This is a genomic window from Barnesiella sp. CU968 (assembly GCF_905219685.1).
Classification (GTDB): Bacteria; Bacteroidota; Bacteroidia; order Bacteroidales; family Muribaculaceae; genus Lepagella; species Lepagella muris_A.
In genome coordinates this window covers 1-12,445 of record NZ_CAJMXD010000045.1, presented here as the reverse complement: position 1 = coordinate 12,445, position 12,445 = coordinate 1, and the positions used below count along the sequence as shown (strand labels likewise).

8 protein-coding genes are annotated in these 12,445 nt (G+C 46.3%); 6 read left to right on the top strand and 2 right to left on the bottom strand.

Annotated features, from left to right (window positions below; translation table 11 throughout):
* A partial coding sequence (locus JX312_RS03340) for a helicase-related protein (protein ID WP_204457071.1) occupies positions 1 to 4,205 on the top strand: 4,205 nt, incomplete at its 5' end.
* A gap of 72 nt (positions 4,206 to 4,277) precedes the next feature.
* On the opposite strand, the gene JX312_RS03335 is transcribed toward JX312_RS03340, so the two are convergent.
* Together JX312_RS03335 and JX312_RS03330 are read right to left on the bottom strand one after the other, a co-directional pair.
* Complete coding sequence (locus JX312_RS03335) at positions 4,278 to 4,970, bottom strand: response regulator transcription factor (protein ID WP_204457070.1); 693 nt, start codon at positions 4,968 to 4,970, stop codon at positions 4,278 to 4,280.
* On the bottom strand, positions 4,957 to 5,688 hold the full coding sequence (locus JX312_RS03330; protein ID WP_168185369.1) for a sensor histidine kinase KdpD: 732 nt from the start codon (positions 5,686 to 5,688) through the stop codon (positions 4,957 to 4,959). Before JX312_RS03330 ends, JX312_RS03335 begins: the two co-directional genes overlap by 14 nt.
* A gap of 2,636 nt (positions 5,689 to 8,324) precedes the next feature.
* Between JX312_RS03330 and JX312_RS03325 the strand changes: the two genes are divergently transcribed.
* The 5 genes from JX312_RS03325 (at position 8,325) to JX312_RS03305 (ending at position 12,206) form a co-directional block, all read left to right on the top strand.
* A complete protein-coding gene (locus JX312_RS03325) occupies positions 8,325 to 8,759 on the top strand; it encodes a hypothetical protein (protein WP_204457069.1) in 435 nt (144 codons plus the stop codon).
* 35 nt (positions 8,760 to 8,794) lie between these two features.
* Entirely contained in the window at positions 8,795 to 9,679 is an 885-nt protein-coding gene (locus JX312_RS03320; protein ID WP_204457068.1) for a GLPGLI family protein, read from the top strand.
* A 174-nt stretch (positions 9,680 to 9,853) separates the two neighbouring features.
* Positions 9,854 to 11,128: a sigma-54 dependent transcriptional regulator gene (locus tag JX312_RS03315; protein WP_204457067.1), complete on the top strand. Its 1,275-nt coding sequence runs from the start codon at positions 9,854 to 9,856 to the stop codon at positions 11,126 to 11,128.
* Positions 11,129 to 11,617: 489 nt separating this feature from the next.
* On the top strand, positions 11,618 to 11,839 hold the full coding sequence (locus JX312_RS03310; protein WP_123485513.1) for a hypothetical protein: 222 nt from the start codon (positions 11,618 to 11,620) through the stop codon (positions 11,837 to 11,839).
* Positions 11,840 to 11,885: 46 nt separating this feature from the next.
* Positions 11,886 to 12,206: a hypothetical protein gene (locus JX312_RS03305; RefSeq protein WP_204457066.1), complete on the top strand. Its 321-nt coding sequence runs from the start codon at positions 11,886 to 11,888 to the stop codon at positions 12,204 to 12,206.
* Positions 12,207 to 12,445 lie beyond the last annotated feature (239 nt).

The window sequence follows — 12,445 nt, the reverse complement described above, 5'->3', positions numbered from 1 at the left end:
AGGTTGAAACGTCCAAGACCGACTTCCGCCCGCTCACCGAAGATGAACTAAAATTTTACGGTTCTCTCAACTGGGATGATAACCCACCTATAAACGGGTTTTACACCACTATGATGGAGATTGCCCACCGTCAGCTCATGGAGCAAGAAGTGGAGCGGCAACGCATGGAAGCTGCAAAAAATAAGGACAAAGATAATATCCCCACCGGCCCATATATAGAAATAACCGAGGGCGATTTCATTCCCGGTGTGCCTACGGGTGTCAGGAAGCGCACCATTATCCCGATTGAGGATGTAAACAGAGAGCCGGATATGTCGCCCCGTCCGTTCTCGGAAGATATGCAGTTTTTCCACAAGGAGGGTTCAATGGTATGCGACAGAGGTCAGGTCGGCTTTCTCTCGCAGGTCAGCCGCATGGGTGCCACCTTCACACCGCTCCAGCTCAAACCGGAGCAGGAGAAACGCGCCATGCTGTATATTACCCTGTCGGAAACATATCAGCAACTCTACCATTACGAGGCGGAAACACACGAGGCAAGTGCCGAACTGCGCGAACATCTCAACCAGTATTATGATGAGTTCGTGGAGAAATTCGGGCATCTCAACGAGCGTGAGAATGTGAAGTTCATAAAAATGGACTCCAACGGGTGTGACGCTCTCGCCCTTGAACGTGGCGACAACGGGCTGTTCGTGAAGGCTGACATCTTCGACCGCCCGGTATCGTTTGCCGTTGACGAGGTTACATCCGTCTGCACCCCTATGGAGGCTCTGTCCGCCTCGCTCAACAGGTTCGGCAAGGTGGATTTCCCCTATATGTGTTCTCTTGTCGGCATGGACGAGGCGCAGATTATAGAGAGTCTTGACGGACGGATATATTTCAACCCGCTCATAGGAGAGTACGAAATCTCCGACCGCTTCATAGCCGGGAATGTGGTGACAAAGGCTGAGCTTATTGAACAATGGATTGCCGACACAGGTGACACAGACCCGCGTGTGGCGGCATCGCTCAACGCCTTAAAAGACGCATTTCCCGAAAGGATACGCTACGAGGAGCTGGACTTCAACTTCGGCGAGCGTTGGATACCCGCCGGCATCTATGCCGAATACATGTCATATCTCTATGACACCGAGGTGAAGATTGCATATTCCTCGGCTATGGATACTTTCTCGGCGACAAACACCGATGATACAGCCAAAATAACACACGAATACTGCGTAGAGGGTAAGTTCAGGCATTACAACGGAATGTCGCTGTTGCGCCATGCCTTGCACAACACCACCCCCAACATCAAGAAATCAATAGGCAAGGACGCGAACGGCAAGGACATTCTTGTTCCCGACCCGGAGGCGATACAGCTTGCCAATACAAAGATTGACGAAATCCGCGACGGCTTCACAGAGTGGCTCGACAACCAAAGCGACGAGTTCAAGGAACGGCTTGTCGACCTCTACAACCGCCGCTTCAACTGCTTCGTCAGACCGCGCTATGACGGCTCCCACCAGACATTCCCCGGCATAAACATGAAACTGCTTGGCGAAAGGCTGAATGTCAGGTCAATATACCAATCCCAAAAGGACTGTATATGGATGCTATTGCAGAACGGCGGGGGTATCGCGGATCACGAGGTAGGCACGGGTAAAACCTTGATAATGTGCATAGCAGCGCACGAAATGAAGCGTCTTGGTCTTGCCCACAAGCCTATGATTATCGGGCTTAAAGCCAATGTCGCCGCCATTGCCGAAACCTACCGCACGGCGTACCCGGACGCCCGCATACTTTTTGCCGATGAAAAGACTTTCTCAACCGCCAACCGCGTGAAATTCCTGCGGAATATGCAGAACAACGACTACGACTGCATAATAATGTCGCACGACCAGTTCGGTAAAATCCCGCAGTCGCGCGATTTGCAGGAGGAAATAATGCAGGCGGAGCTTGACACGGTGGAGGAAAACCTCAATGTTCTCAAGGAGCAGGGAAAGGACATCTCCGTAGGTATGCTCAAAGGACTTCAAAAACGGAAGGCGACTCTCGAAAAGCGACTTGAAACCATACGCTACAAGATGGAAAAGGAGAAGGACGAGGTGCTTGACTTCAAGAGCATGGGCATCGACCATATCTTTATTGACGAGAGCCACTATTTTAAGAACCTGACCTTCAACACCCGTCACGACCGTGTGGCGGGACTCGGCAATTCCGAAGGGAGCAACCGCGCCCTTAACCTCCTTTATGCCATACGCACCATACAGGAGTGCACGGGCAAAGACCTCGGTGCTACATTCCTGTCAGGCACGACAATCTCCAACTCTCTGACGGAGCTGTATCTTCTGTTCAAATACCTGCGCCCCAATGCTCTGGAATCTCAGCAGATAAATTGCTTCGACGCATGGGCGGCGATTTTCGCAAAGAAAACGACCGACTTCGAGTTTACCGTGACTAATACGATAGCCGCCAAAGAGCGTTTCAGGTATTTTATCAAGGTGCCGGAACTGGCAGCATTCTACAACGAGATTACCGACTACAAGACCGCGGAGGATGTGGGCGTTGACCGCCCGGAGAAGAACGAGATCATGTGCAATATTCCGCCCACGCCTGAGCAGGAGGAATTTATCAAAAAGCTGATGGTGTTCGCCCAGACCGGCGACGCCACATTGCTGGGCAGACTGCCTCTTTCGGACAGCGAGGACAAGGCGCGTATGCTCATAGCCACCGACTATGCCCGCAAGATGTCGCTTGATATGCGTATGATTGACCCGGAATATGGCGACAATCCCGGCAACAAGGCGAGTATCTGCGCCGCCAAGATAGCGGAATACTATCGACGCTTCGCCGAATATAAAGGCACGCAGTTTGTTTTCAGCGATTTAGGTACTTACAAGCCGGGCGAGTGGAGCGTGTATGCCGAGATTAAACGGAAACTTGTTGAAGACCACGGCATACCCGCAAGCGAGATACGCTTCATACAGGAGTGCGGCACACAGCGGGCGAAAGACCGCATGATTGCCGACATGAACGCCGGGAACGTAAGAATTCTGTTCGGCTCGACTTCAATGCTGGGAACAGGCGTCAACGCCCAGCAACGCGCCGTCGCAATCCATCATCTTGACTGCCCGTGGCGGCCCAGCGACTTGGAGCAGCGCGAAGGGCGTGCCATACGCAAGGGCAACGAGGTCGCCAAACTCCACAACGATAACAAGGTGGATGTCATAATCTATGCCGTTGAACGCTCACTCGATGCCTACAAGTTCAACCTCCTGCATTGCAAGCAGACATTCATATCCCAGCTCAAACGCGGGGCGATGGGGCTTCGCACGATCGACGAGGGCAGCTCTGACGAGAAATCCGGCATGAACTACTCGGAGTATGTGGCTATCCTGTCGGGCAACACCGACCTTCTTGAAAAGGCTAAACTTGAAAAGCGCATAGCCGCTATGGAGAGTGAACACCGTTCTTTCAACAAGGGTCTTGGTGACAGCCGTGCCAGACTTCGTGACATCACCGACGAGGTTGAAAAACTGGAAATCATTATCGGCAAGATGGAGGCAGACAACTCTCGCTATGCCGCAGTCGTTCAGCGCGACAGTGAGGGCAACCCAGTCAACGCCCTCACGCTTGACAATTGCCAGTTTACCGACGAGGATCGCATGGGTAAATACCTTCAGGCGTTGGTGAAAAACACCAACACACATGGCGAGTATGTCCGTGTCGGCGAAATCTACGGCTTCCCGGTGTGTATCATCTCGGAGAAAGCAATTGTTGACGGTGTTGAGGCAGTCCACAACCGCTTTATGGTGGAAGGTCAGTACAAATACACCTACAATAATGGCAATCTCGCAATGTCAGACACACATGCCGCCTGCATGAACTTCGTAAACGCCCTTGAAAAACTCCCCGAAACAATCCGCCAGCACCGTGAACGAGCCGAGAAAAAGCGTGTCGATGTGCCGACCCTTGAAGCCATCGTGTCGCGCAAATGGGGCAAGGAAAACGAACTGAAAGCCCTCAAATCCGAACTCGCCGCCCTCGACCGTAAAATCACTGCCGAACTGGCACCTAAAAAGGAGGAACAGGACGGCGTTGAGAATAAGCAGGTCAATACTGTCGATACTCCGGCCACTGATACTAAAAAGTCAATGGTTGCAGAACCTCAATTTCGTTATCGACCTATGACTAACCCTCAACGCCCCATTCGACTTATAGGACTATAATTCAACAGCAGACAGATGGAAATACCGTCCTCCATTTGTCTGCTTTTTATCTTCAATGGCTTTGATACCGTATTATTCCTGCTTGGAGGTGGCTAATTTATAGCCTATCCCTCGAACATTCAGAAGTTCCAGCGAGGTTGATTTAGACAGGTATTTGCGGAGTTTATAGATAAATCCGTGAAGACGGTTGAGGTTGTTATAATCATCGTTCTGCCAAATGCGATACATAAGTGTCTTAGCCTCGACTACTTCATTTGGATGGCGGAATAGTTCATCAATGATTACAGCTTCGGTATGTGTCAGTTCGATAGCCTCTTCTCTTATTACAAGTTGTTGTGATGCAAAGTCAAGTGAGCTATCTCCGATATTGAGATTCGTATCTTCGGTAATGCCCTGAGAATTACGCTTCAATAAAGCCTTAATTCTCACAACAAGTTCGAGTATCTGAAACGGTTTGCGGATGTAGTCGTTGGCTCCAAGCTCAAACCCTTTCACCACATCGTCAAGCGCAGTTCTGGCGGTCAAAAAAAGCACGGGTACAGCCGGTGCTGTAAGACGGATAAGCCTTACCATCTCAAAACCGTCCATCTTTGGCATCATCACGTCTGCAACAATAATATCCGGTTCGGACTCCTTGAAGAGTTTAAGCCCGAACTCTCCGTTTGAAGCACAAACGACATCAAAACCTTCACGGGTCAGCGCATCCTGCACAATAAATGAAAGAGTTGAGTCATCTTCTACGAGCAATATCTTATCTTTCCTCATTGTTCTTAAATTTAATTGTGAATTTCGTTCCGACTCCCGGTTTGCTTGTCACATCTATGCTCCAGCCAAGTAATTCAACAATCTGCTTTACATAGAAAAGTCCAAGCCCGTAACCTCCAACCTCATAACGGTCTCCTGAGGTGACACGATAGAACTTATCAAATATATAAGGGAGATTGTCCTTGTCTATTCCTATGCCGTTGTCTGCAATTACAATTGAGTTGTTGTCAGCCATAATTTTTATGTTGACAGTATCTTCGGAATATTTCACGGCGTTGTCTATCAGATTTGACAGGACATTGCCGAAATGTAATGAATCTGCCATGACCGAAAGATTGTCCGGGATTTCAATATCAATCTTCACCGGTTTGTCGGCTTTAAGCTCAATCATTCCCGCGACCTCTACGACAATTGGTTTTACCTCCACATTCTCAATGCTGAGTTTCATCGCTTTGAAGCGTTCCATACTCATTGACAGAATATTCTCAATCATGCCGGAAAGGAAACTCAGTCTTTGCATAATAATCTTAAGGAACTGTTTATTCCTTACCTCGTCACTCTGGTCATAGTATCGGAGCATTGAATCCGCCGCAGAATAAGCCACGGCCACCGGAGTTTTCAGTTCGTGAGTCATGTTGTGAGTGAAATCATCCTTCATCTGCTCAATACTACGCAGTTTTCCAACCCAGTGTAAAAGATACCATATTAGGAAAATCATTAGTGCGAGAACAGCGGATGATGTCGCCAAAATTCCCGCCATTTGTCTGAGGACATGCTTTTGAAGGGGAGAGAAATAAACAGTATAAAGAGGCGGTTCCCCTTCCGTTATAGAAAAGTCGATATGCCACAGTCCTTTGATTTGACCAGCATTTTCGCCAAATGGAACTATTGCCACCCGGTTAAGTTTAATACCATAGTTTTTGAGCTCATTTTGAAGGAGTAATGCCAGTCGATTATAATTACGAGTCGGTATCGTGACGTCCGTTTGTTCCACTGAGTGGAATTCTTCACTCATAGTTTGGTTGACTTTATCCATTTCGTGAATAAAGTCAAAGTTTCCCCCCGAATCTATTTCGCCTTTAACAACAATTCCGACTTTTATTGAAAAATCTTCCTTTAGGCCAGAAGCAAGAGCCTTCCTGTCGATAATTTCCAGCACATCTGCCCTCCTCACACATTCTTTTACGGTCCGAAGAGTCTGCATCCTTATGGATTCGTATAGGCGATGCATATACCAGAAGTTAGCCGTCACCAAAATAGCAATGATTGACAAACAAATGATTGTGATAGTCCTAAAACGTTTCATGTCAACAAAATTAATGAAAAATTACGATAAAATCACCCCAAATTAAGACTAACTAAGACTAAAGGAGATTCAACTAAGACTTTGGAGAAAGAGTTTGCCGTAATTTTGCGCTTGACTTTTTAAGACAAATTATGTTCAAACGATTCAAAATACTATTCATCTTTGTGTCCATCGCTCTTATGGCGATGGCGCAGGAGGTCAGTACCGAATCACTGGATTCAATTATCAACGCCCTTGAACTAAAGGAAGTAATTGTTACTGCTAAAAAAATCCGACAGTCCGGCGATACAATTTCGTATTCTGCTGCTACATACAGAGGTAAAAACGACAAGACTCTTGAAGACTTGTTGCGAAAGATGCCGGGTATTGAAGTAAAAGCCGATGGCCAGATAACTTATAACGGACAATGGATAAATGAGTTTTATATCGAGGGACTTGATATGCTTGGCGGAAATTATGGTGTAGCTACAAGAAATATCGATGCAAATGATATAGGTTCAGTTCAAGTACTGCAAAATCATCAGGATGTGAAATTGCTGCAAGGAGTGAAGAGCGGCAATGCTCCCGCTATGAACATAAAGCTTAAACAAAATGCTCTCGGTATATGGTCATCCACACTTCAAGCAGCAATCGGGACACAGCCCAATATATCTTGGGATGCCTCCGCCACCCTCATGAATTTCCGGCGCAAAGCCCAAAATATCTCTGTTTATAAGACGAACAACATTGGCAATGACTTGAGACAGGATATTGGTGCACCCGTGACATTCAATTCATCTTACGGAACGGGGATACTTTTCCCTGATTCTCCGGGGCTGAATGACACTTACGCATATCGTAACAACTCACATAGCCTGTCGATAAATCAACTTTTCAAGTTAGACGAAGACAAGACATTGGCGTTTAATCTCAATTACCTTTTTGACAAAGAAAAAAGAGAGGCTACAGAGCAAACCACTTATCTTGCCGACAGTATCTCGCGTTTTGTTATAGATGAATCGAATAGAGCCTGTATGCGCCAGCAATTCGTAGGAGCACATGCAGTCTATAAGCTGAACGGTAATGAGCGTTATATCAAAAACGCTTTTACAGCAAGTGCGTCGTTTCCTCATGGCGACGGATCTATCAACGATTTGATAGGACAGCAATTCTCAGGACATTCATTTAATATAGATGATGTGCTGAAGATAAATTATAAGAATAAACAGGGGGGCATTGGCGAGGCGACCTTGCATGCCAATTATACTGATAAATTCGGAATACTTCGGTTGATAGAATGTGGTATGGATCAGACTGTAAGACAAAGAAATCTGAACACCGGCGGAACTGCATCTATAATCGCCGTTGCAGTGCCTCATTTTATGTTCAACCTCAACGGCGGCTTCGATGCGCAATGGCAGCAGGCTAAAACGGAACTGAATCTGGCTGAAAATCTTACATCAGGAAATCAACGAACTTGGCAGTTAGGTGCCAACATCACACCTAAGTTCTTTCTGCATTACGGTCAGCGATTCCAATGGCTGATATACATGCCTGTCGGTTTTGAATATTATACATCGACAGACGGAGAATGGAAATATGACAAAATGTTCTTTTCGTTCAAACCTTACACAAATCTCACTTTCAAACCATCGGAGCGTTTGTCTTTTGCGTTGACATCAACCTGCGAGGAATCTATGCCCGCAGCCCTTTCCCTCATGGCACAGAGGCGATATATTGATTATCGTACTTCTATTTCGAATCCGTACCAACTTGAGGCTAAAATCAACAGGACTATAAAAACGGCCTTAAGTGCAAGTTACCAAAGCGTGCTCGATATGCTGTTTGGAGGTGTGACATTAACACATGCTTATTCCTATAATAGCTTATCCAATGGATATGATGTGACTGACGATATTATCAAGTATATAAGACTGCCGTATGCTACAAGTGGTAATATCTGGNAGGGAGACTAGACATTTTCCAAAGGATTTTTCNAATGGAATTCCAAGATAAGCGAATCGTTTACAATCGGCTCAAGTCAGAATGAGTTTTATGTCGATGATGCCATGCACAGAGGGCGAAACAATTATCTGCGAGCGAACATTTCCTTTACAGCTTCTTTCGCCCGATGGATTACTTTTGAGACTTCAAATGAATTTTCATTATCCAAGACATTTACCGACGGTATAGCCAACGGAAATGCGAAACATACATTCACCAATTCAACATCTTTCGTTATCTGGCCCTGTAAGCAACTTAGCCTGATGCCGACTGTAATGTATTATTACAACGACTATTCAGCGAGTTATAGAAACAATACTTTCCTCAACTGCAATATAGAATATTCCTTAGGGAACGCAATATTATCCCTCAAATGTAGCAATTTGTTGGATTGCAGAATATTTCGCCGCTATAATGATAACGGAATCATACAGTATTCAAGTCAATATCGTCTGCGTGGCCGTACAATCATGCTTGGCATTAGATTCAGCATAAAATAACAACTATGAAAATTATCAACTAAAAAAACACCAATATGAGAATGATTAAAAAGACACTTTTAGCTTTAGCATCTTTAATGATGCTCTCATGTGTGTATGTCTCAGCACAGGTCACAGTTACCTATGCAATGGATACACCGACATTCACACTTGCCCATGAGGATACCGACAAAGCACAAGCACTTNACTCCTGTTATCTAACAATCACCTATCGATTCAAATACAAGGCAACTGAGAAAGACGATTCGCTCAGTCAAGAAGACCTGATGGATCTGCAACTTGGACGTAAATACAACGCCTTCTTCAGTCGCAATCTCCGTGATCTTGACATCCGGAACACTAAAGAACTCAAAACCACAATGCAATTCCAGACCGTGCCGGAGAATTATGTCGGATTTGACCTTCTTGTCAATCATGCTGATTCGACGACCATTGTCACCCATCGTGTTCCCTATACTTCTCAAGTTATTGAATATACGGAGAATACTCCCGCTCCTGTATGGACGTACGTTCTTGAAGACACAGCCACAGTGATGGGCTACCACTGTCATGCGGCTAAATGTACCTACGGAGGGCGCGAATGGAAAGTATATTACACCAATGACATTCCGTTGCCATACGGTCCGTGGAAACTAAACGGAGTCAAGGACCTTGTTCTTAAAGCAGAGGATTCCGAGCATAATTTTGTGTTTGAGGCAGAAGGCTTAACGCAAAAAACGCAGCCGATAATCCGTTATGACTGGAACCGTAAAACCATGAATAAAGAAGACTGGAAGCGATTTGAGCGTGAAATGTATCAAAACGCAGGAGCATTTGTCCGCAATACCGGCGCACGGATTATAATTATGGATAATAGTGAGCAAGGTTTCCATCGTCTGAATGAAGATTGGTCACAGTTCTATAACCCATTAGAAAAATAACATGGAAAAAGGCAACTCTATAATCAACAGCACAGGCTAAGCATTAATACTAAAATTTATAACACATTAAAGGAACTCTGAAAGAAACAGCTAATCATACAAACAAAAATTCGGTCCTCGGCAGCTTTGTCGGGGACTGTTAATGAATAACCTCAAATGTTTAATTATAATCTTATGAACAAGGTACTCATTGTTGATGCCTCCGAATCAGACCGTCGGCTTATGGTGGGCATGCTTGTCAAGCACAGTTATGAGCCGATTGCCGTCGAGACGATGGAGGTAGCAAAGGACGAGGTGGCGAAATTGCCACCCGGCGCAGTGATTGTCGCGGCGATGAAATTCGTCCGTGGCACAGCGCAGGAGTTAATCAACTGGCAGAAGGCGGAGGGATATGGATTCCCCGTAATCGCCATAGTGGACAATCTCAACCCGTTGGATATTGCCGATGTGATGAAGGATGGCGGTGCCGTCAACATCATTCAGCGTCCGGCAATGGACAAGCAGCTTGTCGAAACAGTGGGCAGGTATGCAAGACCGGGCAGAACAATGCTGTTGCTTCCTGACGAGCTTATACCACGCAAAAGTGAGGCATTTGCCGGGATTGAAAGGGCAATAAGAAATATTGCCGCGACGGACGTCAATGCCGTCATTTTCGGCGAATGCGGTTCAGGGAAAGAGCAGATTGCAAAAGAGATTTACAGGCTCAGTTCACGGTCACAAAAGCCATGTACCGTCATAGAAGCCGGCGGCGCGGCACTTGTCGGCAACCATGACCCTGCAAATCTGCGAAGTGAAGTCCTTAACCGTATGGAAGGATACTTCAAGAAGGCTGACGGCGGTACGATCATAATCAAGAACGTGCAGTTGCTGACCTTCGAGAAACAATCGGTACTTCTTCACATACTTGAAAACGAGCATCCGAATGTGAGGGTTATATGCACAGCAGACCCCGACCTGCGCCGCATGGTGTCTGAAAAGACGTTCCGCCCAAATCTGTTCTATACTCTACGACCGGTTGACATCACAGTGCCGCCATTACGGGAGGTGACCGAAGACATCGTGCCGTTGTCAGACTATTTCCTGACACGTTTTGCCCACAACAGAGAACAGCACAGGAAAAAGCTCGATGCCTCGGCAGTCAAAGCGTTGAAGCTGCACCCGTGGCCCGGCAATGTAAGGGAACTGAAAGACACCGTCCTCTATGCCGCATTCCATTCAAAGACAGATATAATATCGGCAACTGACCTCAATTTCAGCCAGTCGGAGCCTGATGCAGATGACAGCCTTACTCTGCGCAAGCCGCAAAAAGACAAGGAAAAAATCATTGAGGCGTACCGTCGCAGTGGTTCTTGGACAGGAGCGGCAAAGCTGTTGGGAATCTCGGAACGCGCTCTGATAGAACAGCGTAAAAAACACGGCATCGGCAAGAAGGGCGAGCCGGAGGTTTGACAGCTCACCAAAAATCACTAACTTTGCAGTGTTAAAATAGCAAAGACCGCGGTTGTAGAGTCAATCGCTTCAAATTTATAGGATAACATAACTTCCGCATAAGTTCTATTGTAAATCTGGACAATTTATAAGAACGAGCTTGGCGTGATGCTTATGCTATGCTTACCGCATAGCGTGCATACACGGCTAAATCGTTCAAGGCAGTCCAGAGCCATCAATAGAGTTAGCGTGAATTGCACGCTATTTTTTTTGCCTTAATCTAATCTGCCATTTATTCATTTTAAGGATATATTTCACGCTTAATCTTCAGGTTTATTTACTATCCAGCGTGAAAGCAAAAATTTAACTATTGTAAATTTCAAGCAGTTAAGAGGCTGCTATTTAGTGTGTTGTTGATTTTAACACGCCTCGGATCACCTCAATTTTCAACCATTCGGTTATAATTTCAACCGAGGGCTATTCCTCGCAAACCAAACCCAAAACAACCGAATGGAAACAAAAAATCCACCCAATGCCACCGACTTCGTAAAGAAGTCATCCACAAGAAACAAAAAACGTTCATTCAAGCGTAAGTTCGACAGAAAGCAAGCATGTTCCGCTCCTGTGTGCGATGACAATGCTGAGAATATCGACTGGTTTGTAGGTTGCCTCATGTTCTTATTTTTGAGCGTGGCACTCAGAGAGATGTTCAGCACCACAGACGCGGAATGACATTANGGGCAACGTAACATCCACCGAAGCGGATTTCAAGACCGCTGTGATTGCAGGCATGGCTCTCGCCGGCATCAGAACTCACAATGACGACATTCGCGCATCTCCCGAATTATTTTACCACGGTAAGCGTATCATATCCCTTGATGATGTGACATTAGGGTTGCACATCTCCAAAAAGACAATGCGCAAATACCGTGACGAGGGAAAGATTGAGATCCACGAAAGTCTGACCTGCGGGGCGGCATTCGTGACACAGGAAGCCTTCAATGATTTCATAGACAATCACTTCATCAGCTCCCGGCATCCGGACTATCCCAAGATGAAGAAAAAACATAACAACACCGGTGGAAACACCGATAAATAATCACCGCTAAATCTTTAATTCACTCATGGAAGAAAATCCAAAGGAAGAAGTGCTGATTGCCCGCGACAATGAAACCGGGCAGGTAGGCGCGGTCGTCGGTCAGAACCCCGACGGTACCCCAAAAATGGCCGATGTAAANTCGACCCCGTTAAGCGAACTCATCAAGTTCACCAAAGGGCAAAACCCCATCGAGGCATTCATCGCCAACTTCATGCGTCAGGCGAAGAACCCGACCACCT

Excerpts from the sequence above, each read along its gene's own strand:
- JX312_RS03330 (WP_168185369.1), bottom strand. The coding sequence starts at position 5,688 with ATGATTTTCCTAATATGGTATCTTTTACACTGGGTTGGAAAACTGCGT.
- JX312_RS03310 (WP_123485513.1), top strand. The coding sequence starts at position 11,618 with ATGGAAACAAAAAATCCACCCAATGCCACCGACTTCGTAAAGAAGTCA.
- JX312_RS03335 (WP_204457070.1), bottom strand. The coding sequence starts at position 4,970 with ATGAGGAAAGATAAGATATTGCTCGTAGAAGATGACTCAACTCTTTCA.
- JX312_RS03325 (WP_204457069.1), top strand. The coding sequence starts at position 8,325 with ATGCACAGAGGGCGAAACAATTATCTGCGAGCGAACATTTCCTTTACA.
- JX312_RS03315 (WP_204457067.1), top strand. The coding sequence starts at position 9,854 with ATGAACAAGGTACTCATTGTTGATGCCTCCGAATCAGACCGTCGGCTT.